This window comes from Paenibacillus sp. FSL H8-0548, assembly GCF_038630985.1.
In the GTDB taxonomy this organism is placed as follows: Bacteria; Bacillota; Bacilli; order Paenibacillales; family Paenibacillaceae; genus Pristimantibacillus.
This window is the reverse complement of sequence record NZ_CP152049.1, coordinates 2,612,713-2,638,812: the sequence shown is the minus strand read 5'-3', so window position 1 is coordinate 2,638,812 and position 26,100 is coordinate 2,612,713. Positions and strand designations below refer to the sequence as shown.

General features: G+C 45.3%; 19 protein-coding genes. 4 read left to right on the top strand and 15 right to left on the bottom strand.

The features are described 5' to 3' along the window. Positions 1 to 9: 9 nt before the first annotated feature. The 6 genes from MHI37_RS10930 to MHI37_RS10905 all read right to left on the bottom strand — a co-directional run bounded on the left by MHI37_RS10930 (position 10) and on the right by MHI37_RS10905 (position 7,977). On the bottom strand, positions 10 to 1,764 hold the full coding sequence (locus MHI37_RS10930) for a sensor histidine kinase (RefSeq protein WP_179090131.1): 1,755 nt from the start codon (positions 1,762 to 1,764) through the stop codon (positions 10 to 12). Between the two features lie 42 nt (positions 1,765 to 1,806). Beyond that, positions 1,807 to 2,583, bottom strand: coding sequence for an alpha/beta hydrolase (locus MHI37_RS10925; protein WP_076335037.1), 777 nt, complete (start codon positions 2,581 to 2,583; stop codon positions 1,807 to 1,809). A gap of 660 nt (positions 2,584 to 3,243) precedes the next feature. Continuing rightward, the gene (locus MHI37_RS10920; protein ID WP_256709685.1) at positions 3,244 to 4,803 is read right to left on the bottom strand and encodes a sugar hydrolase; all 1,560 of its coding nucleotides are present in this window, start codon (positions 4,801 to 4,803) and stop codon (positions 3,244 to 3,246) included. Positions 4,804 to 4,831: 28 nt separating this feature from the next. After that, positions 4,832 to 5,668 (bottom strand): carbohydrate ABC transporter permease, encoded by an 837-nt coding sequence (locus tag MHI37_RS10915; RefSeq protein WP_076334997.1) that lies wholly within the window; start codon positions 5,666 to 5,668, stop codon positions 4,832 to 4,834. Further along, complete coding sequence (locus MHI37_RS10910) at positions 5,665 to 6,543, bottom strand: sugar ABC transporter permease (protein ID WP_076334996.1); 879 nt, start codon at positions 6,541 to 6,543, stop codon at positions 5,665 to 5,667. The genes MHI37_RS10915 and MHI37_RS10910 overlap by 4 nt, the downstream gene beginning before the upstream one ends. A gap of 90 nt (positions 6,544 to 6,633) precedes the next feature. Continuing rightward, complete coding sequence (locus MHI37_RS10905; protein ID WP_076334995.1) at positions 6,634 to 7,977, bottom strand: extracellular solute-binding protein; 1,344 nt, start codon at positions 7,975 to 7,977, stop codon at positions 6,634 to 6,636. 149 nt (positions 7,978 to 8,126) lie between these two features. On the opposite strand from MHI37_RS10905, the gene MHI37_RS10900 reads away from it, so the two are divergent. From MHI37_RS10900 to MHI37_RS10890, 3 genes are all read left to right on the top strand, one after another. Further along, positions 8,127 to 9,914, top strand: coding sequence for a sensor histidine kinase (locus MHI37_RS10900; protein WP_076334994.1), 1,788 nt, complete (start codon positions 8,127 to 8,129; stop codon positions 9,912 to 9,914). An 18-nt stretch (positions 9,915 to 9,932) separates the two neighbouring features. Beyond that, positions 9,933 to 11,495, top strand: coding sequence for a response regulator (locus tag MHI37_RS10895; RefSeq protein WP_076334993.1), 1,563 nt, complete (start codon positions 9,933 to 9,935; stop codon positions 11,493 to 11,495). 378 nt (positions 11,496 to 11,873) lie between these two features. Next, on the top strand, positions 11,874 to 12,302 hold the full coding sequence (locus MHI37_RS10890; RefSeq protein ID WP_076334992.1) for an SRPBCC domain-containing protein: 429 nt from the start codon (positions 11,874 to 11,876) through the stop codon (positions 12,300 to 12,302). A 413-nt stretch (positions 12,303 to 12,715) separates the two neighbouring features. Here the strand turns inward: MHI37_RS10890 and MHI37_RS10885 are convergent, their stop codons facing one another. From MHI37_RS10885 to MHI37_RS10845, 9 genes are all read right to left on the bottom strand, one after another. Continuing rightward, entirely contained in the window at positions 12,716 to 15,028 is a 2,313-nt protein-coding gene (locus tag MHI37_RS10885; RefSeq protein WP_076334991.1) for a DUF4962 domain-containing protein, read from the bottom strand. Continuing rightward, positions 15,025 to 17,106, bottom strand: a complete 2,082-nt coding sequence (locus tag MHI37_RS10880) for a heparinase II/III family protein (RefSeq protein WP_076334990.1) — start codon at positions 17,104 to 17,106, stop codon at positions 15,025 to 15,027. The genes MHI37_RS10885 and MHI37_RS10880 overlap by 4 nt, the downstream gene beginning before the upstream one ends. Next, the gene (locus MHI37_RS10875) at positions 17,103 to 17,870 is read right to left on the bottom strand and encodes a 3-oxoacyl-ACP reductase family protein (RefSeq protein WP_076334989.1); all 768 of its coding nucleotides are present in this window, start codon (positions 17,868 to 17,870) and stop codon (positions 17,103 to 17,105) included. Before MHI37_RS10875 ends, MHI37_RS10880 begins: the two co-directional genes overlap by 4 nt. 14 nt (positions 17,871 to 17,884) lie before the next feature. Beyond that, complete coding sequence (locus MHI37_RS10870) at positions 17,885 to 19,708, bottom strand: sensor histidine kinase (protein WP_076334988.1); 1,824 nt, start codon at positions 19,706 to 19,708, stop codon at positions 17,885 to 17,887. Continuing rightward, positions 19,705 to 20,739, bottom strand: a complete 1,035-nt coding sequence (locus MHI37_RS10865; protein WP_076334987.1) for a response regulator — start codon at positions 20,737 to 20,739, stop codon at positions 19,705 to 19,707. The genes MHI37_RS10870 and MHI37_RS10865 overlap by 4 nt, the downstream gene beginning before the upstream one ends. Before the next feature lie 105 nt (positions 20,740 to 20,844). Beyond that, complete coding sequence (locus MHI37_RS10860) at positions 20,845 to 22,440, bottom strand: extracellular solute-binding protein (RefSeq protein ID WP_076334986.1); 1,596 nt, start codon at positions 22,438 to 22,440, stop codon at positions 20,845 to 20,847. Between the two features lie 149 nt (positions 22,441 to 22,589). Then, the gene (locus tag MHI37_RS10855) at positions 22,590 to 23,447 is read right to left on the bottom strand and encodes a carbohydrate ABC transporter permease (RefSeq protein WP_076335036.1); all 858 of its coding nucleotides are present in this window, start codon (positions 23,445 to 23,447) and stop codon (positions 22,590 to 22,592) included. 31 nt (positions 23,448 to 23,478) lie between these two features. Continuing rightward, positions 23,479 to 24,381 carry an ABC transporter permease subunit gene (locus MHI37_RS10850; protein WP_076334985.1) on the bottom strand — a complete coding sequence of 301 codons (903 nt, stop codon included), beginning with the start codon at positions 24,379 to 24,381 and terminating at the stop codon, positions 23,479 to 23,481. Between the two features lie 5 nt (positions 24,382 to 24,386). Beyond that, the gene (locus MHI37_RS10845) at positions 24,387 to 24,572 is read right to left on the bottom strand and encodes a tautomerase family protein (protein ID WP_076334984.1); all 186 of its coding nucleotides are present in this window, start codon (positions 24,570 to 24,572) and stop codon (positions 24,387 to 24,389) included. Between the two features lie 245 nt (positions 24,573 to 24,817). Here MHI37_RS10845 and MHI37_RS10840 point away from each other — a divergent pair, with 245 nt between their 5' ends. Beyond that, a complete protein-coding gene (locus tag MHI37_RS10840; protein ID WP_076334983.1) occupies positions 24,818 to 26,062 on the top strand; it encodes a glycoside hydrolase family 88 protein in 1,245 nt (414 codons plus the stop codon). Positions 26,063 to 26,100 lie beyond the last annotated feature (38 nt).

Genomic DNA, 26,100 nt, shown 5'->3' with positions numbered 1-26,100 from the left:
TCTCACCCGCTATCCCTCTGTTTGATTATCTGGCAATCTAAAAAGAATGGTCGTCCCTTCGCCTTCCACGCTTGTAATCGTCAACGCATATTTTTCGCCAAATGTAAGACGTAATCTCTCGTCCACGTTCTGAATGCCGAGGCCATGATTAATTTGTCTTCGTTCCTGATACTCCTCCAGCTTCTCCTTAGATATACCGATCCCATTATCGGATATTGTGATGAGGCACTGGTCGTCATCGCGATAAACTCGTATCTTAATGATTCCTGGCTTGCCGCTGGGTTCAAGACCGTGCGTGATCGCATTTTCCAAGATAGGCTGCAGCATTAACTTTAACGTTTTTGTCTGCAGCAATGACTCGTCGATATCAAAATCAAATGTGATCCTCTCTCCAAATCGGGTGGATAAAATATGAGTGTAATTGAATAAGTTGTCCAGCTCTACCTTGAGTGGTACGACTGGGCCGTTTTTCCCGATGCTATATCTCAACATATTGGACAAAGCGACGATCAAATCCCCGATTTTTTCTTGGCCCCGAACGTACAGCATCCAATAAATAGTATCGAGTGTATTATAAAGAAAATGCGGATTGATTTGAGCCTGCAATGCGCGAAGCTGGGCATTTTTTTCTTTTAGCTCCTCTTCGTACACTCGACTGATCAGCTCTTTCAGGCGCGAAGTCATTTTGTTGAAGCTGCCGCTTAAAATGATGACCTCTTTATTGCCTGTCAGATTCATCTGCACTCCAAAATTGCCGCTTTCAACTGCTCTCATCGCTCTGATCAGTTTCTTAATAGGCGTGGCTACTGTTCTCGTAATAATGAGGGAGAGCACAATGCTGATGACAATCCAAAGCGAATGATATAGGAAAATGCTTTTATAGACGTCCTGCATTCCAGGTGTCATTTCAGCGATCGGCACAAAACTCATTGTTTTCCAACCTGTCTGGGAGGACCTATGGAAGGCGATAAAATTATCACGACCGTCAAACTTCCCAGTGAAAGCGCCTTCACTTTTCTGGATAACACTGTAATCTCCAAGCTCGTGAAGGTTCTTGCCGATCAAGTCTCGGTTTTGACTGGACAAAATATTATCGTTTCCATCAACGATTATAACTTGCCCCGTTTTGCCTAATTTAAGCTCTGCAATCGAATCGTAAATCAGCGCTTCAGGTATTTTAAAAGATAAGAAGCCAATCGACGTTACTTCAGGCCCTAACATGTTTTTGATCATTCGGACTCCCTGCACGCTCGTTTCATGAATGCCATCAGTTCCAGCGTATCCCCAATATATTCTTGCATCGAGCTTGCTTGCCTTGTCCATAAGCTCGGTTGGAAGCTGTGTATTTTCTAAAGATAAATTTGTTGTCAAGCCAACTAGAAACTTGCCTGTTATTGAATACACTAGGATCTCGGTCAATTTAGGGGAAGCCACATTAAACTGAGTAATTTCAAGCGAAAGGTTTTTCTTTTGTTGATACGTCAGCTCCTGATGCATCTGCTCATTCATCATTTGCTGCACGGTAGGATTGACCAGAAAAGAGGCGTCGCTGCTGAATTGCTCCAGTTTCAACTCAACCTCGCCGTTTGTCTGCTTAAGCATTTGAATGATATATTGCTCGGTGTTAGAGTAAATGATTTCTTTGTTTTTATAATAGGTTTGGATGGATATGAATATGACCGGAACCGTAGAAATAAACACTAAACTAAAAATTAATATATACGAAATGCTTATGTTTTTGATAGAGAATTGAGCTTTGTTCAATTGAACCATCCTCAGTAATCATTATAACGATCTGTATTACTCCTACAAAACTTTCACATCATCCGGTATATTCCCTTCAAGTATCCACTTATCAACCAATTCATTAAAATAATGAGGGTTCGCCAAAGATATTCCATGTCCTACGTTAGGAAAAACTACCCCAGTGCAATTTGAATTACTTGCTACGATATCCTTAGCTGATTTTTTCATGACCGCTTTTTCTCTCTCACCAACCGTCACTAATATTTTTGCTTTTGCCTCATTAAAATCGCTTGGTATTTCAAAAGACATATTCTCTTTTAATATTCTAATTAGGGTATCAGCCTTCATCCGGGAAGTTTCATCATAATATGTATCAAAATATTCATCATCAACATAAAGCACTTTTGCTTGCAGCTTTGAAAAAAACTTATTTTTTATGATTGGGAATGTTAAGCGGACTGAGGGGGCAATCCATTTCCGAGTGAGAGGCATGGGTCTAACTAAAGCGCTATTAATCACGGCATAATCAATCAAATCTGGTTTTAAACTAAGCATTTGAATCGCTACTTGAGCGCCTAATGAGAACCCAACTACCGCTATTTTTTTTCCGTTCGCTATTTTTTCAATAATCTCATTTATTTGTTCTGCACTATATTTAATTGAAAAATGGGCACTCCGATTGCTTAGTCCCTGTTCAGGTAAATCAATTGCAACACAATGATACTGAGTAAGGTGTTGAACTTGTTTATCCCACATCCAGCTGCTTACGCCTCCGCCATGTAAAAATACGATCAACGAGCCATCCCTATTCCCGAATTCCTTATAATGCAGTGTCAATTGCTTCACCTCGACTTTCATTTTTAGCTACAATAGAATATTTTCCAGAAGCAGTTCTTTGGCATTAGATTTCCCATACCTTCGTTGCAAGTAATTCGCCTCTATCCTACCTACTCATCCGAATCCCCTGCCAAAAAAATTCTTTCACATCATTTACTATACAAGTTGTACTGAAAAATGAAGTTTAAGCGAAGCGAGAAGAACGTTCTTACAATCCTCTCGCGCAGCGCACAACATGTAAATCTCTAGTTCACCTTATATAGTTCAATACTTCGATTCATATCTCCTTCTAACGTAAAAGAAGCTGACCTCGGACTTCTCCGAAAATCAGCTTCTTAATCGACTTAATCTCATAATCATTGCTTTAAAGTTCATTAGCCCTACTTCTGGCCTCTGCTCTATTCGCCTACAATGTACTTTTTGCAATAAAAACCTCACATGATAACAGATTCGCACGGCTACAATGTAAATATGCAATAGAATAGTGGTCAAATGGGCCAAACTCTGACTAAAATAGGCAAGCTATTGTAATATGTGCAGTGTACGGCTAGACCAAGTCGAATATCGCCCATTTCATTGTAGAAAGTGCAATGCAGCCTTTCGTAATGGTTGATGCAAGTATCAACCGAGCGAAATATGTTTTATCCATAGCATTGTCTCTTATGAAAGATAATATTTCCGAATAAAGTAGGTCGGTGTACAGCTCCAAGCATGGCAATAGCTATTCACAAGATTACTGCCATAAGGAGATAGCTTCTTATCCTTTGGATTGTAAAGCTCCCAAAACGTATCTGCCCCATCCTTCATCATCTCGCCCCAATAAGCGTTCATTTGAATGAGAGCTTCATCCTTGCGATTAGATAAAATTAAAGCTTCTATATAATGATGGTAAAGATAAGGTGTAGACATTTCGATAGCTGCAGGATAAGCGGCTAGCCTCTCCAGCAGCTTCGCATTTTCCTCTTGTCCAAAAACCTCTGCTAGCACCATCCATATTTGTGTAGCCCACGAAACCTGACGCTGTTCGCCACTCACAAAAAACTGGGAAGCCTCATCCCATAAATACATTTTTGCCGCATCAATAACGCGCTCCAGTTGACTGGCTATTTTCTCTGCTGCTTCCGTATCCATAACTGCCAAAGCTAGCTTCAAGCCGCGACGCATACTATAAATGAGAACTGCCTGAGCTCCTCCCTGCTTATTAAGCTGCTCATGCCAGTCAAGAAAACAGTACCAGGTTTCATCATCCTTAACGATTCCTCTCTCATCCAATCGTTTCAGCCCAATTTCGATTTGCAGCTTTGCCACTGGCCATAGCTCCTGAAGTGTCTCCTTGTCTCCAGTTGCTTCATAATAATCATACAAAGTAGCTGCAAAAAACAAAGCATAGTCATATAAGTAGATATCGTCGACAAACGGAGCTGGCTTCTCGTATAAACAACCGCCCACCTGACCATCCTCTAACGGCATGCCCGCGAATAAATAGAGACAACGCTTAACCAGATCATCGCTGCGGAAGGTTTCATAATTAGCAAGCGCCTGCAAGCGAAGATCACCAATCCAAAGTCTGCGATCCCGCTTCGGTCCATCCTCAAATACGGTATGCATGCAATTCTGTAATGTTTTGATTGCGATTCGGTCCATTTCTTTCAAATGCTCCGGCATATGCGCTGGCAAGGCTTGGACTACAGCTGCATCCCCTGAGGAGATAGCAGTACAATAAACATCAGGAAATGAAACATGATAACGAATAGATGTAGAGAGCACTTCAATTTTCACATATCGAAACGTATATCTGCGCGGCAAGGTCACCTCACCTGGCAATATATCAACCGTAACAATCTCATCTTGAAGCCACGAGCGGCTAAGCCATCCGTTATAATCCTCAAAATTCTCTCCTATCTCACAAGGCATTTCGCCAAAAGTTAGTTTTAAGCGGAGCGGAGCATCCGCATTGCTTGCCACATTTTGAATCGCTAACGTTAGATAACCAACCTGATGATCGCCAAAATCCAGCGTAAAACTATCACCTTGTTTAAATATTTTCCCAGGCAGTTCTTCCGCGCTCTCCAGAGCATCTACTCGCCATCCTTGGAAAGCGGCCTCATCTTGTTGAACCTCCACGATATGAGCCGGACGAATAACCGTTTCATGCAGCTGTGGGATCAGCGCTTCTGCTTTATTCACAAATTCATGGTTCACAAATTTTATTTTCTCCATTGCTGTCGTCATCCTCCCTTCAATTCCCTTACCCTTTCACCGCACCAACGGTCATGCCGCCGACAAAGTACTTTTGCAAAAATGTAAACGCCGCAAGCAGCGGCAATGCACATAAGAAGCATGCCGCGAACAAAACATTCCATTGTGTCGGATTTTGCTGGTCACCGAGAAATCCGAGCATCGCAAGCGGCAATGGAGAATGCTCTGCTCTGGAAATAAAGATCATATTAAAGAAGTAATCATTCCAAATCCATACCCCTTGTGTAATAACAACAGATACGGTAACGGGAACGAGCAATGGGAATACGATTAACCAGAATCGCTGCAGCACGCCAGCGCCGTCGATATGAGCCGCTTCTTCAACCTCCACAGGTATGCCGCTTTTGATAAACCCCGTATAAAGGAAGGTGGAAAATGGCAGGCTGCATGTAATAAACATCAGGATCGGAGTATAGTGATTAATCGGAATCCCTAGTGAATTAATCATTTGTACGACTGGGATCAATACCATTTGCGCAGGTATAACAAGTCCCGATAAGAAAAATAAATATAAAAATTTGCTTAGCTTTGTATTTAGACGTGCCATTGGATAGGATGCCATAGCCGCGAAAAACACAACGAAAATAACAGAGATAGCCGTAAGCACTACACTATTCCATAAGGCATCGAAGAAATGCATTCTCGTAAACGCAGCTTTATAGCTAGCAAACGAAATTTCTTGGAACAAATTAAGCGGGTTACTGTTATTTTTCGGATCACGAAGCGATGTTGAAAGTGCAATAATAAGTGGAATCAAATTGATTAAAATAACGGCAATGACTCCTAATTGCACTAAGGCTTTTTTGAAAAAGGATTTATTCGTCATGCCGATACCTCCCGTTTGTTCATTCGAAGGACAAAAATCGCCGTAATTAGAATGATCACTGCAAAGGAAATAACACCAAGCGCCGAAGCCTTACCGAATAGCTGCTCTGTAAACGCCATTTTGTAAATTGCAAAAATCAAGGTGTTCGTGGATGTTCCTGGACCGCCATTTGTCATAATGAATGGGAAATCGAATGCTTTTAAGCCGCTAATAATGCTTAGCGTTACGTTAATGGTCATCGCTGATGCCAGCAAGGGCAATTTAATGTTTTTGAATAATTTCCATGGCCCGCAGCCATCGATTTTACCCGCCTCAAGCAATTCATTAGGAACCGTTTGCAGCGCAGCTAGAAAAATAATCATTGTAGTTCCTACGTTTTTCCAAATTTCGACGATAATAATAGCATATAGAGCAGAAGAGTAGCTGCCTAGAAAATTAAGGTCAGCATTTATCCCGATTTTATCCAAGAAGGTAGCGATCATTCCATAATCCGGCATATATACATATGTCCATAGAAAACCAACTACGATCGCACTGAATAATGTCGGTATATAGGCTAATGAACGGTACATTCCTTTGCCTTTAATTTTCAAATTTAAAAGTAAGGCAAGCGCTAAACCAATAATGATGCTTAGAGCTACAGATACAAACGTATAGATGAGTGTGTTTTTAAGCGAAATGCCTAATAGCTCTCCATTCAATAAAAATTTGTAGTTGTCGAGTCCGATATAATTAAACGCTTGTGAATAGCCATTATAGTCCGTAATACTATATTGAAATAATCGAAGGATTGGGAATATCCACAAAACCAAATAAAAAATAAGTGCCGGTATTGCAAAGAAGTATAACGATTTTTTCATTACAGCCGAGTTCATGTTGCCTCACCCTTTCCCTGTTGGCAGCTGTACAAAGGAAGGTAAAGGCCACCTTCCTTTGCCAACTGACTCATTTCTATCTATCCTTGCTTATTTCGTGCTCCAAAGCTCCTTAAATTTCTCATCCATGGCAGCTGCAGTATCAGCTGCTGTAGTTTTTCTTCCACCGATCATTTCAGCAAATTTGGATTGCATGACGTCCGATACTCCAGCTGGCCACATTTGATTGCTGAAGTAAACCGAGTTTCCTGTTTGTGTATAGTTTTCGTGTACTGAAGTGAACAGCTCATTACTAAGCTCTACACCTTCATATACGCTGATCGAAGTGTTAGCTGCGTTGAATGCTTGGAATAGCTCTGATTCACCATCAAACAAATAATTCATAATATCTTTAGCCGCATCAAGCTGTTTCGATTTGGCATTTAGGCCATACCCAGCTGAAGTTGCTGCAGATACATACACAGGCTGGCCTGCTTCATTACCTGGAAGCGATTCAAAACCACGTGTAAACTCCGCCGCACCCTTTGATGTTAAAGATGGAAAATCCCAAGTTCCTGTGAAGATCATTGCCGCCTGCCCATCGATGAACAACTGATTCGCTTGCGCGCTTCCAAGTCCAAGGGAATTTTTGGCTACATAACCTTTCGTATAAAGCTCTTGATACATTTCAATTGTTTTTACCCATTTCGGATCGGTTAATGCGTTTTCACCCGCCTGCAGCTTCACGTCAAAGTCCATTTCATCCGGATATACGACGTTAGCAGCCAGCTGATACATACCGAACTGAATCACCCACGGATCTTTGTCTCCCATAACGATCGGTGTAATGCCAGCGTCAAGCAGCTTCTGACATAACTCAAGGAATGAATTCCAATCCTGCGGAAATTCAGTCACACCAACCTTCTCCAGCATTTCTTTGTTGTAGTACGTACCGAGATAAGCAATTCCAGTTGTCATCGCATAATTTTCACCCTCATACGACATATCATCTTTCGCGCCTTGTGCGAATTTATCCCAAAAGGTGAGATCAGACAGATCAGCCAAAAAGCCTGCTCTTGCAAAGTCGTTCACGCCTCCCGATGAATTTTTGGGGAATACCGTAAAGATGTCCGGCCCTTGACCAGCAGCAAGCTTCGTACGAATCGACGTATTGTACTGATCGTCTGGAAGCTTTTGAACCTCTAATGTAATATTCGGAAATTTCTCTTTTACGAGGCGAGGAAGCACATCAAGCTCAAAATCCTCGCCTTCAGATGCTTTATTGCCAGAGAGCATCATCGTTAACGTAATCGGGTCTCCGTTAGTTGATGTAGAGCCCGGATTGTCAGTGGATGTGTTCGACCCACCGTTAGCTCCATTGTTGTTTCCGCATGCGCTCACAATGAGCACCATCAACATCAAAGCTGTAATCGTTAATGTTTTAACTGATTTCATTTTTTATTCCCCCTAAATCATTTTTGTATGAAGCCTCTTACTGATTTGTTATTGCCTTGTCTACATTTTTATAATAAGGTAATAGGCAGTATAATTACTTTTGTTCTTTGGTGCACTATTTTTAGGTCGTACAGAGTTGGAGGTTCAACATGTTCTTATTCAATATTAAAACTAAGCTGTTTCTCGTTCTTGTAATCGTTTCCATTATTCCTATAATAATCGTTAGCTTGATCTCCTATCGAAGCTATACGAGGCTTGTGAATGAGCAAACCTCGCTTGTCGCTTCAACTACAATTCAAAATTCAGTAAAAAACATTGAAGAAATACTAATGAATATCGATCGAATTTCCATCACGCTGCTGCAGCAATCTTCCAATGCAACGAATTATACAACCGTCAGAGATGAGCTTAGAAAGTTACAAAACACAGACGATCAATACGAAGTTTTCATAACTCGAAATAAACTTAAGCTTATTTTTGAAAATATTTTATTAGGCTACAGCTATATTAACGGGATTTATTTATTCACCCCTGATGGCAAAAATATTAGTTATGGAAATGGCACTGACCTTGAAGTGGACTACGATCCGCTCGAAGCAGATTGGTATAAGCAAACCTTGTCCAAAAAAGGCGAGCTCTATATCGGTGAAGTGAACAAAAAGGATTATATTATTAATGCAAAACCATCCATCGGCTTCTCCCGTGCCTTATATGATCCGAACAATAATGAATTTGTCGGAGTATTCATGCTGGATCTCAGTACAACGATGTTTTCGGATTTAAACCGCAATCCAGCTCCGAGCTTATCTAATATTTATTTGGCCAACGAGAAAGATAATATTTTATACGATAAAACGAATACGCTCGTCGGTCAACGTCTGGAGCCTGATCTAACCAGCTTAATTCACAACATGCAAGGAAAACAGCTGCAATTCAATGACGGCCAGCTATTAACGGTCATTCAAAATGTGCCTGAACAAAACTGGAATGTAATTGCTACGATTTCCATTGACAAGATCTACGAGCAGTACGGCATTTCACAAAAACTAATCTTGTATATTTCCATTAGCTGCGCAGTCATATTTTTGCTCGTAAGCTTCGTCTTATCCACATTAATTACTAAGCCGATTATTCATCTTGCCAAAGTGATGCGCAAAAATAAAGGGCAGCATTTTGTGACCATGGAAGCAGATCGTAAACGTGTGGATGAAATCGGTATTCTATATCATGAATACGACAAAATGATGCGTGATATCGATACCCATATTAGAGAGAGCTACCAGAGTCGCATTCTATCCATGGACTCTCAAATGAAGGCGCTGGAAGCGCAAATCAACTCTCATTTTCTATACAATACACTAGAATCTATTAATAGTATTGCCGAGATCGAGGAAGTGGAAAGCATTGTTATTATGACCAAAGCGCTGGGAGACATGTTTCGTTACAGCATTAAAACGGAGAGCGAGCTCGTTCCCATTCAAGATGAGCTGCAGCATATTACCAACTATATGGCGATTCAACAAATCAGGTATGGCGACAAAATAAATTGTCATTTGCATATTGACGAAAGCTTGAAGAATCAGAAAATATTAAAGCTTATTTTGCAGCCACTCGTCGAAAATGCGATCTATCATGGCCTGGAGAATAAACAAAGCAGCGGCAGTATTACGATTAAAGGCTATCGCAGCGAGGATACACTTTGCTTTGAAGTCATCGATGACGGTACAGGAATGACGATCCAGCAGATCGCGGAAATCCATGCACTTTTAGCGGAGCCGCCTTCTTTCACGGCAATCGGGAAACGCGACAAACAAAGCATCGGTATCAAAAATGTTCATGCTAGAATCAACCTCTACTATGGAAAAGAATATGGTTTGAACATCGAAAGCGAGCATAATGAAGGCACTCTAATTAAAATTACCGTTCCCTACAACTAGAAAAAAGAGGTGTGTAACTTGTATACGTATGTCATTGTCGATGATGAATTGCTTATCCGTAAAGGGCTAATCAAAAAAATAGGAACCTACCATGAAACGCTCACTTGTGTTGGAGAGGCGAGCAATGGCAATGAGGCGCTTGAGCTTATCGCAAGCACAAATCCAGACATTATCTTTACGGATATGCGCATGCCTGGCATGGACGGCAAGCAATTGATGAAAAATGTAAATGAGCTTTATCCAAGTAAAAAAATGATCGTTATCTCTGGCTACTCCGACTTTGACTATATGCAGGAAGCGATTTCGGCCAAAGTCGTCAACTATTTGCTCAAACCTTTTAGCCGTGAAGAAATTCATGCAACACTTTCGAAGACCATTCAACAAATTCAAGATGAGAAAGGAGTTATAGAGGAAGTAAAACAAAAATCCGAGGAGTATATCGCGCTGAGCTATCAAGCTGATGTACAGCAATTGCATAATAGGATGCTGTCGCTGCATCCTCGAGATCATTTACTGCCTTTTCAATCGGAACGCTTTAAACAACTAGAGCTTGCTCAGTTCCATGTTTTGCTGACCATCTACTCACCATTGCCTATACAAGAAAATCTTATGACTTCAACAGAGACCGTTACATTTATTCCACATACACAAAGCGACAATCTAGCATTCCTTATTCTTTCCTTCTTTGATCAAGAGGATAATAAAATCATATCGGAGAAAGTAAATAAAGCAGCGATCCAATGCATCGAAAAGCTTAGCTCATCCAGCTATAATGAATGCTGTATTGGAATAAGCAATAAGATCGAAAGCCTGTCTTCTCTACGTGTTGCTCTTCTGGAGTGTATTACTGCTCTTGATCAGCGAATGATTACTGATTTTGGAAAGTACTATCACTATTCCGAGGTAAATGTTTCGTCACAGATCGTACTATGGGACAAAAGCCAGCCCCTTTTATATTACTTAGAGTGCGGAAATACGGCAAAAGTTAATGAGCTTCTGCTTGATTTCTTCGCCTATTATATCGCCCAGCCCAATCTATTGCTCTATCAGCTAAAAGCGCAATGCCGTGACATTATTATCGAAGTGAAACGAATGATCGCTAGACATTGGAAAAATGATTCCAACCATAACACTTCATCAAGTCTGGAGTCCGTGCTCACGACTGCCTTTGATTTGAATGGCATTCAATCTTATATTCAGCCTGTATTAACTGGCTTATCTGAGCTGATGAAAGAGCAATCCATTTATAGCAATGAGCATGTAATCGATAATATCAAGCTCTACATTCAAAATAATTATGCCAAGGAGCTTACGTTGGAACGTTTATCATCACTATTTTTTTTGAACTCAAGCTATCTTAGTTTTTTATTTAAAGAACGCACATCGCAAAATTTAACCGATTACATCAATCACATTCGGATTGAGCATGCAAAACAGCTGCTTCGTTCCACTGATGACAAAATATATAAAATAGCAACTTCTCTAGGTTATGATAATCCAAAATATTTTTTCCGGCTGTTCAAGAAATTAACGGGCTATACACCAGAGGGATATCGTAAAGATGAATCGTTGAACGAATAAAGACCAACCATAATTTTGAAGTGGCCCCCTTCTAGTAGACATTGGAAAAACCCATATGGTAAGCCGTACGGTTACATGAGGATGAGAAGTGGGCATATAGGCAAATTACTGAGAAATATGGGATGCAAGATAAAGATAGGGTTCGTAAACGGGTCTAGCGGGAAAGACATCGTAGCCTACAGCATGATCGTTAGACAAAATTCAAATGTTAGACTGGAATTCATTAAGCTAACTGGCAGTTTAGTTAAAGAACCTTCCCTAATTCGTTATTACAAAATGAGCAATCGAAAAGAAATCATATCAACCGTACCATGGTATAATTTTCCTATACAAATAATTACATAAATTAAATCCTTATAAAGAAGGGAAATGAGCAATATGGCAAATATCGAGCACTTACAGACCGTGAATGTTCCAGCTTCAATGGTATATGAAGCATTAACCACTGCAAAAGGACTTTCAGAAATATGGACAAATGAACTAATAGTCAATGATCAGATCGGTTGTATAAATGAGTTCCAATTCGGCGGCAAAGGCTTAACAAAGATGCGAGTTGATGAGCTTGTTACCGATAAAAAAATTTTGTGGCAGTGTGTTGATTCAGATCCAGAATGGATAGGTACGACAATTTCTTTTGATATGGAGGAAAAAAACGGGAAGACTTCAATCATTTTTCGTCAGATGAATTGGGAGGAAGTAACCGCATTTTATCGCGTATGTAATTATAACTGGGCTATTTTTTTGTTCAGTCTTAAACAGTATTGCGAAGAAGGCGAGGGTCTTCCGTATCATAAACGGAAGTTTTAGAAACATTGAAAACACGGATGGATGGACTAAAGTACATGATCCCGAGAACTGATTTCGGAAGTATTGGGTAAGTACGAAGAAGTTGTTACCCAAACCTTGACAATCATTAGTTCAAATAACGGAGAACGATAGTTCGATAGTGAAGGGCAGACCAGAATTTGGTCTGCCGCTTTGTCATTAACAGTTCATTTCATACCGCTTTTTTCATTGTCTACAATATTGGGGCTTGACCATTTCGCTTAGGCGGAGATAACCTAAGAATGCATGAGTGATCGCAGGTATTCGAAGGAAAAAAACTAAAAAAGCAGCCGTATCGGCTGCTTTTTTCTTAGATTAAAGACTCTTTTTGATTAGTGCTTCTGAAGAAATACTTCAGCCAATTCTATTAAACAAAGGCTCGAAAGGCTCGCCGCTTAATAAGCCTTGGACACTTCAATTTTCTGCGTGATGCCGTATTCGTTCGTAAAATAAATATGGACGCCATGATCCTGATCGTCGAGGAAATAAGAAACATACTTCTCCTCGTCCTTCCTCATCGGTACGAGCAGCGTTACGATGCGGTGGCTCGCAGCGACATTCGTGCTTGCGCTCAAATGCCACTGCTTCTCGAGACCTTCCAGCTCTGAGAGATCAACATCCGTGAATTGATCATGCTGCGATAATGTCAGGCTGCCCGAGGAGCAGTAGACGAATCTACCATCCATATCCGCTGCGAGGCCGTTCACGCGGAAAGCTTGCTTGGATAAATCCATCTCGTACAGGGTGTGCATGAGCCATTCCAGCTTAGCTGGCTGCTCCAAATCAACATAATCAACGATCACGACATACGATTGATTAAAGAAATACAATTCTCTTACATACCGCTTCAAATAAGGAACGTTTGCTTTATAGGCAGCTGTGGCGTTCATTCTCGCATAGCCAAAACCTCCGCCTTCTAACGAGTAATAGGCATCTTCAATTTCGCCGCTCGCTTCCATGCACTGCACCTTGTTTTTTCCTGCGTATTGCCCTAGGCCGTCGATCAGTATATTGTTGGTCGACCGCGTCTGCCGCCGCCAGTTCAAGTGCATCGTGCTTCCGAAGGCTACATAGTGGCCGCTCTCAATCGCGAGAGGTTCGCCAAACGCATGGAGGAGGAAACCATTTTGATCGCCGTGGCTATGGCTGATCGAGCCGTAGCGGCTGCTCTTTGCGAGCAGCATAATATGCTCCTGCGGATCATCCATCCGGTGATGCATGGCAACCCAGCCGATATCCCGGAACCATTTGACCGGCTGAATGGCATCTGCCGAAGGGGATGTCGCCTCCACTGCAGGATAATCATAGCTGTACTGCAGCTCGTCGAAGCGGAAATCCCACCAGCCGTAATTATAAAATTTCGAATCCGCGTCCTTGTCGGAAGCGGCCGTCTGCTCGTGAAACCATTGATATAATCCGTTGCCCGTTAAACCGGCAAACTGCCTGATGTTAAAACCGGTCTTCAGACTCGTGGGCTCTCCCAGGTAAGACTGATCACCAAAGCTGGCACGAACAGTACCGGGGCTAGCGCAATAAAGCGGAAAGTCGCCAGTCTTCGCAAAAAACGGCCGCTTGAACATATCAATCGACGTATAGCTGCGGATGAGATTGATTGCCTCGATAACGAAAGCGAGACCTGTCGTCCAATAAAGCGGGCCTTCTGCCCAGCCGCCATCCTCGCCACCCCATGGCGAATACAGGCAAGAGTAGTATTCCAGCGTATAATCCAGCCACTCCCTTGCCTTCGGCTCCTCATGGAGGAGCACGATGCAGGCCGGTGTAAGCACCGAGGATAGAGAACGAACAGCATGACTGTCATAAGGGATATGATGAATTTTGGAGCGGTCGATGACATGGTAGGCGACCTGCTCCGTTCGGCGTAAGAGGTTGGCGCGTACAGCTTCCCTCTCCTCATCAGATAGATAAGCATGCAGCCAGTCATATCCCCAAGCAATCGCTCCAGCAATCCGAAATGCCGCCTCATCATTGTAATCGCGCGAGGTCGTCCCTTCTGTATCCCAACCGATAACATGGAGCAGCCAGCTCTTCGCCTTCTCAATCATCGATGCATCCTGCAAGATGACGCCTGCTACGCTCAGATGGCGAATTGCATAGAGCGTCTCCTGACAATCCATATACATTTTACGCCACAGCTTTGCTACGCGTTTGTTATCCGGATAACGCTCAGGCTCGGCAATAAGCTCCCTATCCAGCCAAGGTTTAACCGATTGTTCGTAAAAATCATCCCAGCCGCAATACTTAGCGTTCTTCGCCAGCTCCGAGCGGAATGACAATATCGACTCCATTCCGAGCCACAACCGAGGGTGAGCGGACGTGGTCGTCTCATATCGATGCTGCCTTGCAGGCAACGGCGTTTCAGGCAATCCTTCTGGTACGGTGAAAGATCGAATCTCGCTCCACGCTGCCTCGCCTACTTCCGCAGCGGGCTGCAAGGCATAACGCCAATAATATCGCCCAGGGGCAAAGCAATGATCCGGCGTGTACAGATTATAAGGAATGGATTGTACCGTAACGGTCTGTTCCTCTTCAAAGATATCCGTCATTGCATATTGCAGCATGTATTGATCATGATCAAGTCTAGCCGGCATCCATGTAAATCGAGGTGGGTTCTCTAGTAGTTTCGTGAGCTCAGAGGGCTCGTAAGGTACAGACAGCTTTCCACTGATCGGCTCAAATAGTTTGTTCATTTAGCTTGCCTCTCCTTTAACCCGTTATCTGTTAGCTCGTACCTCTTGCTAGCCAAAGCTTTTTCTCCATTAAGAATGACCATCAGCTCGCCGGATTCCGTCCAGCTCAGCTGCGGCAATTGATTTCCGCTGCAATATACTGCGATAAAACGGAGATTGTCGCCGATCTGGCGATGCAGAATTCCTTCCGACAGCTGCGTTGGATCATCTGCGGTTCCCGGCGACAACACACGGATAAGCGATGCTCCCGCATCCGCCCAAAGTACTGCTGATACCACTTCCTTCGTTGATGGCTCTCCAGGAAGCACCAGCTGTTCAATACGTAGTGGGTAAACAAGAGGAGAAGCCGGATTATAGCGGCTAATCTCTTGGATATAGGAGTAACCGTCCTGCTCGCCAAGCGGCTCTGCTGATGCAGCGCTTTGCTCGCTGCTGGATACTTCGTCAATGCCGCTGTTTAGTTTCCCTTTGTAGTGAAACCACCAATCAACCTGCTCTTGCTCCTCCAATCGTACCTCAAACCAATCCAGCACCCAGAAGTCATTAATCAGTACATGACGATCGAGCACAGCTCCGTCATACGCATCACAAGTTCGCAGCCATGCGTAGGAATAGCCTTCCGACCTCTCATATTTCAAGCAAGTACCCTGTGCTTCATGCTGTGAACGTCCCCCAATGCTGACTGTGTTATGGCAAGCAGTATGAGGGTACCATTCCTTCTTCAAAGGGGAGCCATAAGGGACCGTGCCGCGGTCTGGCGACAGCTGGTAGGAACGGTGGCTCAGCATAAGATTCAGCTTGTCATAATGACCATGCGAGCCACCGTGCGCACCAAAGTCAAGCAGGCATGACAGCTTATTATTCAGTTGCGCGAGTACTACAAAGCCGCTGTCTGGCAGTATGACACTTTCCTGTCTATCCCTAGGAACCGACTTACGCCAATCGCCGGTTCCATAAAGGACTGCCTCCAATCCTCCGCGCGAATGATGCTGCGGCCTAAGCTGTCGATAGACTTCCCCAAGCAGCGGCAAGCAGTCCTCGATGCTGAAATGCGTCAATCCGATTTCAAAAATTTCAGCTAGCTCTCTCGCATAAGGCTCGCGCCAATAAGGCCCGTCGTGCAGCGCAGGCAAGCAGCCCTCCGCATCAGCCAACTGAACAAGGACGCTTAGCATACCGCACAATGTCTGTCCTTGCTCCCCGTTAAAGCTGTACAAGTCTTCTCCGAACCTTGCCGCCATTTCGGCGCTAATTAAATAAGCTCTAACCACAAAAGCATGATAATAGATGCTTCCTTCGAACTCCAGCTGATCAGGCTTAACTGCAATCGATAGATGATGGCGGAAGCCCCCTATGGCATCTAACTGCGCTAGCAGCTTCTCCCTTTCGCCACGGGCCGCATATACGCATGATAAAGCGGCATTAAGCCAAGCTGTGTAATTATTCTCAGGATTTCCTCGATCTATTGTCAAAATCCCGTGATACTCCCGCATGCTGCTCTCAAGCATGTCGAAGAAGACATGCAGCTTATCTTCACCCTCTATAAAAGAGACTCCTTCGTCTACCAATAGCAAATACGCTCTAATGATCGTCGTCGCCCATATCGCTTCCGTAAGCGCCTGATGAAATGCTCTGCCCTTCAGCATCCAAGGTGATGCATCTGGATGCACTGGATAATGGGGAAATTGCTCTGCATACCGCACAATGATCGACCGACCAAGCTCCGCATAACGACTCATACCGGTTGCCGCATACACGGCCGCTGCTTGCAGGGCATACCTTGCCAGCGACTGATGCTTGAACACCAGCCACGCTCCCCGATAAGGCTCGCCATTCATCTCACAGCCATAAGGACATACAAATTGGGCTGCCTCCTCCTCCAGTGGATCAAAAAGCAGCTCCGTATGATGGGTAGGACACACATAGCTATGCCACCAGCCGCCCGGTTCCATTGGGATACCCGGTTCACTAGCACCCCCTCGCTCTGCGACAGCGATCACCTGATCCAGCTCTTCCCTTAGTTCTAACACCGTATCCGAGCACCATTCGTATCGCTTAGCCTTCTCCTGAATGCTCATCGCATGAACATGCCTCCATTTATTTCGATCGTCTCTCCCGTCAGATAGGCAGCCAGCCCAGATACGAGGAAGAGCACTGAGCCCGCAACGTCCTCCGGTGTCCCTTCACGCCCAAGCGGAATGCCCTGTACCGTCGCCTTGCGGGCGGCATCTGGTGTGAACGTATCATGGAACGCCGTCTGACCAATGAAGCCCGGAGATACTCCGTTCACCGTAATGCCGCTGGCGGCAAGCTCCTTAGCAAGTCCCTTAGTATAGGAAAGAACTGCGGCCTTACTAGCTGCATAGATGGTCGCGCCTGGACCACCGCCGTTATGCGCGGCTATGGAAGTCACATTGACGATGCGCCCCATTCCCTTAGCCTTCATCCCTGGAATGACGGCCTTGCTGACGAACACGGTGCTCTTCAGATTCACGTCCATCACCTTCATGTAGAGCTCTTCCGTCATTTCCTCGTTTGCTAGGCGCTGAACTAAATGCCCAGCATTGTTCACGAGCAAGTCGATACTCCCTCCGAAGGAAGCTTCTACTGCGCTTACCATTGCTGCAATCTGCTCTGGCTTCGTCACGTCAGCTTGAAAAGCCTCCGCGACGCCGCCCGCCTCCCGAATAGCCGCAACTGCATCCTCTGCACCCGTATGGTTGTTCAAATAGTTCAAAGCAACCTTTGCTCCACTTGCCGCAAGCATGCTTGCCACTCCGCGGCCGATTCCTCCCGAAGCTCCAGTCACCAGCGCAATTCTACCTGTTAGATCAATCGTCATCATTATGACTCCTCTCACGGGGACTCTTTCAGTTCTCCGCTGTATTGTTTTGGCATGGACATGATAATAATTGTACCTTCATTTTGCTTGCTCTCTATCGTTAGGCCATACGCATTGCCAAACACCATTTGGATCCGGCGATGCACATTAGCGACACCGATTCCGCCTTTTCGTTTAAATTCATGTCCATCATCAGCAAGCCGGTTTTCTTGCAGCCGAAGCCGAAGCTCCCCAAGCCTATCAGCCGTCATGCCAACACCGTTATCCTCTACGATAACCAGCAGCTTCTCCCCCTGCTCCATCGCATCGATACGAATCGTATGACGCTGCTCCATCCCATCCGGAAACGCATGTTGAAAAATATTTTCGATTAAAGGCTGAAGCGTCAGTCGTACCATCTTGGAGAGCAGCAGCCTTGGCGGAATCGCCACATCAAGCTCAAAATCACGCCCGATCCGATGCTTCAAAATAATCATATAGTTGCGGACATGGTTAAGCTCATTCGCAATCGTAATTTCCTCCAAATTCGTTTGGACCGAATAGCGGAGCATAAACGCCATCGCTTCCACCATTTCGGTTATCTCATCTGAATCCTGCACGATCGCATAACAATTGATCGTCTCCAATGTGTTGTACAGAAAGTGGGGATTGATCTGCAGCTGCAGCGCCTGAAACTCCGCCTTCTGCCGCTCAAGCTGAGTCTTCTGGTTCTGTAGCTCCGTATCATACACTCGCTTAATCATCTCCGAAAGCCTGCTCACCATTAGATTGTAGCTATGGATCAAGCCTCCGATCTCATCCTCTCTTGGCTTCGTCTCGATACTCATCCAATTGCCCTTCTCTGTCTCTCGCATCCCGTTTTTCAGTACCCGGATTGGACTCACGATGGATCTTCCGAATCTGATCGCGAGGAAAAGCGCAATGATGAGCGTCAAAAGGCCAACCGTAATCGTCGTAGAACGGATATTGGAAATCGGGTCACGCAATTCCTTAAGCGGCATGGAAATGGCAAGGCTCCATCCCGAATAATCAGATTTACGCGAAATAATCATCGTTGACTCCCCATTCACCCGCTCGTTAAAGCGTTGATCCCCTCCGGATATTAAACGTTCCGGAATGTCTGATTGCAGCAGCGCCTTCATCATATCGTTATCCGGAGCATAGATGACCTCTCCCTGACGATCGAGAATGAAGAAGAAGCCTTGCTCTCCGAGATCAACCTGACTCCACAAATTGCTGAGCTGCTGCTTATTAAATTCAATAGCGAGTATACCCTTTGGGTTGTATGACGAATATCCCCTGATTTTGCGAGCTAAGGTAATGACCTTATTCTGGTCCTTATCCAGCAGGCTTGTCTTCAAAATCGCAATCTCGCCGCTGCCTGGCGTCTTCTCATTCAGCTCCGCGAGACGTGCGGACGGATCAAGAGAGAATGATGAGAAGCTCTGATTTTGGTCGAAAATAGACCGTCCATGATACCCAAGTATATAAATCATATGAATCTGAGTCGGGTACGTAATGAACACCTTCTCGAATACTTCCTTGCGGATCTGGCTTGTGAATTCGTAATATCCATAGCTGTCAGTCGGGTCCATATCGAGAAACTTTTTCACGAGCTGCTGGGACAATATAGAGTTGCTCACTCGCTCGAAGGCAGCTAGATGATTGTCGGTTTGCATGGCGGCATTGTTGATAACCGTTGTCATATATTTCTCAACCTGCTTATCGATGGCTCGCGATGACTCTACGTACGAGAAAATGCCAACCATCGACAGCGACAGCAATATTACGATAAAAAAATAGATGAATATTTGGCGTGACAGACTCTTGCGCATCATTCAATCCCCAGCGTCGCCCGATACTCCGATGGCGTATAGCCCGTAAACTTCTTAAACGTCTTTGTAAAATGTGGATGGTCAGCATAACCCACCTCATACGAGACATCTGTTATTTTATGATTGCCAGCGGCAAGCAGCTTCTTCGCAAGCTCCATACGCCGCTTGATGCGATAATGTACAAACGTCTCGCCCGTCATCTGCTTGAACAACTGGCTGAAATAAGAAGCATTTAAGCCAAGCATATCGGCAACTTCCTCCAAGGATAGCTCCTTGGAAAGATTCCGCTCGATATACCCCTTAGCTTCCTCGACTGGTTCTCTTAAGAGCCCCTTGCGCTTGGCACGAATGAGCTTCATAAGCCCTTGTACTGATCGTTCAAATCCGTCAAAGCCGCTATCCCTAGACGCTTCCGCCAGCAGCTCTTCACATACAATCGGATAAACATCCCTCTGTTTAATTTGCTTGACCAGCTTGGCAAGCAGCTCGTTGAGCAGCTGCGCCAGCTGCCGCTCCTCGATTCGACGCGAGCTGCAATAAATGCGCATCTCCTCTATCATTTCGCGAATGACCTCATCCTGCAGATGCCATACTGCCTCTTCAATCTGCTCCAGCCACAGCTCCAATTTGGACAGCGAAATGTAAGCACGCTCACTTTCCGTGGCAAGACCGGCGAGCAGCTTGTTAACGGCGCCCTGTACCCCCGCCTTCGTCACGGGCTTCAATAAATATTCCTTTACACCATAAGACATGCACTTCTGCGCGTACTCGAAATCACCGTAGCCTGAGACAACCACGATTGGAATATCACCGTACAGCTCCTGCATGCGCTGACAGAGCTCGAGCCCATCCATGCGAGGCATGCGAATGTCTGTGAATAAGATGGTAGGTCTGCTGCTTCTGATTTTCTCCAAAGCATCTACGCCGTTCTCGGCCGTGTCGGTATGAATAAGAGAGGTATCCGCTTGCTGAATAAGCTTCTCGAGCCCCCTGCGGATCATTGGTTCATCGTCTACTACGAGAATACGGTGCATGAAGCTTTCCCCCTTCGGACTGGATGCTCCCGCAGCCAGCCAAGGCGAGCTGCGGAGAGTCCTCTTCTATCCTCATAGTAAAGCAACTGCCTGCCTCCGTAAACCTTATTCGAAAGCGCTCTCACCACTGTTATAACGTGATGTCGCCTGTTCGATGATTTCCTTGCCGCCTTTGGATAAATACTCCTCAAGCAGCTTTTCATAACCGTCAATCGGTTCTCTTCCGTATACCATCTTCAGAACATGCTCCAAAATAAGCGGCGGCATTTCATCCGATTTCGGATTCAGATCCGGATATTGAATGAGCGCGTCCAGACGCGGATCAAATTCCAGCCCTCTGCGGCCTTCCTTCGCGAGCATATGATCAAAGGCGTCAACGAGCTGCTTGCCGGAATCCGACAGCTCGGATACACGTTTATTATAGGTAGTATCCTGCACCATCCAGAGCCAGTAGTTGAGATAGCGCATTTTGTCTGTGCCAGCCGTATCCGTTGGAACCTCGAATACCGGCTCGCCATTTGTTACCTGGTAGTCCTCGCCCTCGATGCCGAAGCTGAAGAACAGCTCTGCCTTTTCGCTAACCATCCAGTTGAAAAATTTGATTATGTCGGCTGCCTTATCCTTCGCCTTAGCGTTAATATAGAACGAACGCGTAACCGGATTGTAATGCGCATAACCTCCTTTGCCGTCAGGACCAACCGGCGATGGGATAAGGGCTACCTTCGCATCCGGTACGTTTTGAATAAGCTGAGCGCCCCAGATTGGCAGCTCATTCGCGTTCATTGACCACATACCCGCCTTGCCGCTAGTGACAATGCTCTTGAAATCGGTGCTTTCAATCGTTGCGAATTCTTTGCTGATCAGCCCCTCGTCATGCATCGTCTTGTAGACGCCAATTGCCTTCTTCATATTTTCAACATCGAAGAAGCTTGGCTTCACTTGGCCGTCCGGGAACACTTTGAACTGATTCAGATAACCGAGTACATCATAAGCGCCAAAGAACATATCCGCATATTTGAAATTCTGACGGCCTGCAAATGGCTGCTCAACGCCAAGCTCCTTGAATGCGCGAAGCACGTCTAACGTTTCCTCCACCGTAGTCGGAATTTCCTTGCCTGTCTTCTCGAGCAAATCCGTACGAATCCAAGTCGCGCGCCGCGATGGATTCGTCAGCACCTCAGGAATACCATAAATGTTGCCTGTTTTCGCATCGGTCATTCGCTCCCATGCGGACTCAGGTATGAACTTCAGCAAATCCGGGCCATACTCTTTTAGCAGATCATTCAGCGGAAGGAACACACCGTTCTCTACTGCACCCGCAAGCTCAGGACCGCTTATGCCGCCGCTGCCCTGCACCACGTCAGGGATGTCATTCGTTGCGAACATTTGAATCATTTTATCTTGATATTCATTGTGTGGAATGAGACGGATATCAAGATCTGAGTTCGTCATTTTCTCCAGCTCAAGTACGTATTTGTCTTTGTTAATGTCTGGGTTCTTCTCTACATAGGCTACGTTGAGTGTTCGCATGGAGATCGAGAACTTGACAGGCTCCGCTGCCTTCTCTTCGCCTGGCGCATTTGTCGCTGGCTTCTCGCCTGAGCTGCCTTTGGAATTGCTGCCCGCATTATTGCTGCTGCAGCCCGTAAATACCGCAAGCGTTAAAACCATGATCATCGCACGTACCAAAATCTTTTTCATAGAATCCCCTCTTTTCGTTAGATGGTACTTACTTTATTCAGTACAGCGCTTACATTTCTAGTTTAGAAGCAATGCCTGCAACCTCACAATGGACTCCGTTTAGCTGTGTTTGTCTTTTTTTTAGTATGCGCCGGTATGGTGCTGCTGCTTTATGATTTAATTGATCCGATCATCATTCCCTTGATGAAATATCGCTGCAGAAACGGATATACCATAATAATTGGAATAGTTGCCACTAGAATAACGGCCATTTGCACGCCCTGAACCGATTGCGAAGCCGCCTCAAACGCAAGATTGCCCGTATCCGTTAGATCGTCTGTAATAAGCATCTGTCTTAATTTTACCTGCAAAGGGTATTTCTTAACATCATTAATATAATACAGGGCATCCATATACTTGTTCCAGTTCGTAACGGAGTAGAAAATGCCTACCGTTGCGAGAGCCGGCTTAGACAGCGGCAGGACGATGCTCCATAAAGTACGCAGCTCGCTGCAGCCATCGATTCGTGAGGAATCAATCAGCTCATGCGGAATTTGAGCGAAAAACGAGCGCAGCACGAATAGGTTAAAGGCACTGATCGCCGTCGGCAGCATGAGCGCCCAAAGCGTATTCACTAAACCAACCTCCCGCATGAGAATAAACTGCGGAATCAGCGGTGCGCTGAAGATCATCGTCATTAGAACAAAAATTAAAATGTAAGTTCTGCCGACATATTCCTGCCTAGACAGGGGATACGCAAGCGATGCGGTCATAATCAGATTAATAAGCGTACCCATAACTGTAATGTACACCGTCACGCTGAATGCTCTCCATATGGATACATCATCAAATACATATTCATAATAACGAGTGGTGAATTCAACCGGCCAGAACATCACTTCTCCCCGATCGATCGCACCGGCGCTGCTAAGCGACTGCGCAATGACGTTCATGAATGGGAGGAACATCATTAATCCCAGCAGTGTAAGGAAGCTATAGTTAAAAATATGAAATAGTTTGCGGCTCATCGATTCGTGTCTGTTCAACTGCTGTCCCCCCTTAATACAGCGATTCGCCGGTCGCTTTTTTGCTCATAAAGTTGGCGATAGAAAGTAGAGTAAGGCCGACGACGGACTTGAACAGTCCAATCGCAGTAGCATAGCTGTATTGCATTTGTTTGAGGCCCGCCTTGTAAATATACGTGTCGAGAATTTCGCTGTTCTGGAGATTGAGCGGATTCTGGAAGACAAACACTCTCTCAAATCCGTAGTCTAGAAAATCACCGATCTTAAGGAGAAATAGAATGGTAATGACTGGAAGCAGCGCTGGAAGTGTAATTGCGAGCGTCTGCCTCCATCTGCTTGCTCCATCCATCTCCGCCGCCTCATACAAATCCGGATTGATACCGGCCAGTGCTGCAAGATAAATAATCGTTCCCCAGCCTATATCCCGCCACAAGCCCGAGCTGACTAGAATGGTGCGAATGTACGAATCCTCACCTAGAAAATAAATGGGCTCCATCCCAAACCAACCGATGATCGTGTTGACGACACCCGAGGAGGGTGATAGAACACCAACAAAGATACCGCTTACAATTACCCATGAAAGAAAATGCGGTGCATAGATGATCGTCTGTACGATCTTCTTATAAAACGCAAGCCTCACCTCGTTCAATAAGAGTGCCAGTACGATCGGCGCTGTAAATGCGAACACCATGTCATAGATACCGAGAATCAGCGTATTGCCAAGAATGCGGAGAAAATCATAATGACTGAACATCCGCTTGAAATGCGCCAGCCCTACCCATGGGCTTCCTTTGAAGCCGGTGAACAGATTGTAATTTTGGAAGGCGATCACCGTACCAAACAGTGGAACGTATTTGAACAATAGGAAAAACAGAATGCCCGGAATCGAGATAAAATAGAGCGCTTTGTATTTCCACATATACTGCATCCTAAGCATCGCTCTCACCCCATTTTCTTGCGCAAATTTGCAGGCGCATGCTCGTCAATTGGTATTTCATGAAATTCGATGCTGATGAATTCCGGCTCCCGTTCGATAATTCTAGACAGTTCACGAGTAAAAACAACGGTAATCTCTTCCTTCTGCTCGTCTGTGCGGCCCTCGTACATTTTAATCGTTATTTGCGGCATAGGCTTTGCCCTCCTATCCATGCTGATTTGAGTTATGCCTTTATCCTATAAAGAATGAATCGACCTAACAATGGAGTCTTATCGCTTTGTTTGTGTTTTTTTTAGGCAATAAACCGGCAGCTTGGCTTCTTTTTAGGTGGGCTGTTGTTCTTTGCAGGACTATCGCTGCATGTATAGAAATTCACAAAGATATGTGCCACAATAGGGGCGCAAACTATCCTGTTACTGCGGAGGGATCAGAATAAATGAGTAGGCTTAGCGAGGAAAAAAAGACCGAATTATGGATGAGGCTTGAGTGTAAAATCGAACGCATGCTAACTCAGTTGAACGACAAATCGCCGCATGCGACGGTGGAAGGCATCTATGATTCGACTCGGCTTGATTGGTGGACCTCGGGATTCTGGCCCGGCATGCTGTGGATCATGTATAGTCGTACAGGAAAGAATTGCTACCTTGAGCGTGCCTGGGACTTTGATATTAGGCTGGAGCAGAAGCTTGGGGAGGATAACAACTTTCATCATGATGTAGGGTTTCAGTTCTTGCCGACAGCCGTTATTAAATATAAGCTGACCGGCGATGCTGATGCTAGGCGGCGCGGACTGCACGCTGCTAATCTGCTTGCGGGGCGATTCAACCTTGCAGGCCAGTTCATTCGGGCTTGGAACCCGGTAAAGGACAAAACCGTTTGGAACGCTGGCAACACCGGCTGGGCGATTATAGATTCTGCTATGAACCTAGCCTTGCTGCTATGGGCAGCCGAGGAATTAGATGACCCTCGCTTCCGTCATATTGCCCAGGCGCATGCGGATACCATTTTGGAACACTTTATCCGTCCAGACGGTTCAGTCCGCCACATTTGCAGCTTTGATCCCGAGAGCGGAGCGTTTCTCGCTAGCATCGGCGGTCAAGGCTTCGGTCCCGATTCGGCCTGGAGCCGCGGCGCTGCATGGGCACTGCATGGCCTTGCCGTTGTATACCGCTATACACGAGTGCCCCGCTATCTAGATGCAGCCAAGCAGATAGCCCATTTCTTCCTAGCAGCTACCGAAAATGACGCTGTACCGGTTTGGGACTTCCGCGCAATCCCAGCTGAATCGAGTCGGATTACGGATGCAGATTCCACTTTGGAATCAGGTACCGATAATAGAGTCTTCAACCCTCTGTCTGCGCACAAAGTCGGCAGAGATGCTGTAGCTAAGGTGCCGCGCGACACCTCGGCAGCCGCATGCGCGGCATCTGGACTGCTGGAGCTTGCTGTGCTGGTGCCGTTCGCAGAACAAGATCTATATTATCGTCAAGCAGAACGCATCCTGATGTCGCTCTCTGAGCGATACGCCTCATGGGATGAGCCCAGCTACGAAGGAATACTCCGCGAAGCGACCGGCAACTTGCCAGCAGGCTCCAATATCAACGTATCGCTCATCTATGGCGACTACTTTTTCTTGGAAGCGGCAGCCAAGCTCACCAGCTGGGATTACCGTATTTTTTAGCTTCACTGCCTGAGCAGATTATACTTAGGGCTAATGAA

Excerpts from the sequence above, each read along its gene's own strand:
- MHI37_RS10845 (WP_076334984.1), bottom strand. The coding sequence starts at position 24,572 with ATGCCGCAAATAACGATTAAAATGTACGAGGGCCGCACAGACGAGCAG.
- MHI37_RS10855 (WP_076335036.1), bottom strand. The coding sequence starts at position 23,447 with ATGAGCCGCAAACTATTTCATATTTTTAACTATAGCTTCCTTACACTG.
- MHI37_RS10850 (WP_076334985.1), bottom strand. The coding sequence starts at position 24,381 with ATGCTTAGGATGCAGTATATGTGGAAATACAAAGCGCTCTATTTTATC.
- MHI37_RS10860 (WP_076334986.1), bottom strand. The coding sequence starts at position 22,440 with ATGAAAAAGATTTTGGTACGTGCGATGATCATGGTTTTAACGCTTGCG.
- MHI37_RS10905 (WP_076334995.1), bottom strand. The coding sequence starts at position 7,977 with ATGAAATCAGTTAAAACATTAACGATTACAGCTTTGATGTTGATGGTG.
- MHI37_RS10870 (WP_076334988.1), bottom strand. The coding sequence starts at position 19,708 with ATGATGCGCAAGAGTCTGTCACGCCAAATATTCATCTATTTTTTTATC.
- MHI37_RS10890 (WP_076334992.1), top strand. The coding sequence starts at position 11,874 with ATGGCAAATATCGAGCACTTACAGACCGTGAATGTTCCAGCTTCAATG.
- MHI37_RS10840 (WP_076334983.1), top strand. The coding sequence starts at position 24,818 with ATGAGTAGGCTTAGCGAGGAAAAAAAGACCGAATTATGGATGAGGCTT.
- MHI37_RS10880 (WP_076334990.1), bottom strand. The coding sequence starts at position 17,106 with ATGAGCATTCAGGAGAAGGCTAAGCGATACGAATGGTGCTCGGATACG.
- MHI37_RS10885 (WP_076334991.1), bottom strand. The coding sequence starts at position 15,028 with ATGAACAAACTATTTGAGCCGATCAGTGGAAAGCTGTCTGTACCTTAC.
- MHI37_RS10915 (WP_076334997.1), bottom strand. The coding sequence starts at position 5,668 with ATGACGAATAAATCCTTTTTCAAAAAAGCCTTAGTGCAATTAGGAGTC.
- MHI37_RS10900 (WP_076334994.1), top strand. The coding sequence starts at position 8,127 with ATGTTCTTATTCAATATTAAAACTAAGCTGTTTCTCGTTCTTGTAATC.
- MHI37_RS10865 (WP_076334987.1), bottom strand. The coding sequence starts at position 20,739 with ATGCACCGTATTCTCGTAGTAGACGATGAACCAATGATCCGCAGGGGG.
- MHI37_RS10910 (WP_076334996.1), bottom strand. The coding sequence starts at position 6,543 with ATGAACTCGGCTGTAATGAAAAAATCGTTATACTTCTTTGCAATACCG.
- MHI37_RS10875 (WP_076334989.1), bottom strand. The coding sequence starts at position 17,870 with ATGACGATTGATCTAACAGGTAGAATTGCGCTGGTGACTGGAGCTTCG.
- MHI37_RS10920 (WP_256709685.1), bottom strand. The coding sequence starts at position 4,803 with ATGGAGAAAATAAAATTTGTGAACCATGAATTTGTGAATAAAGCAGAA.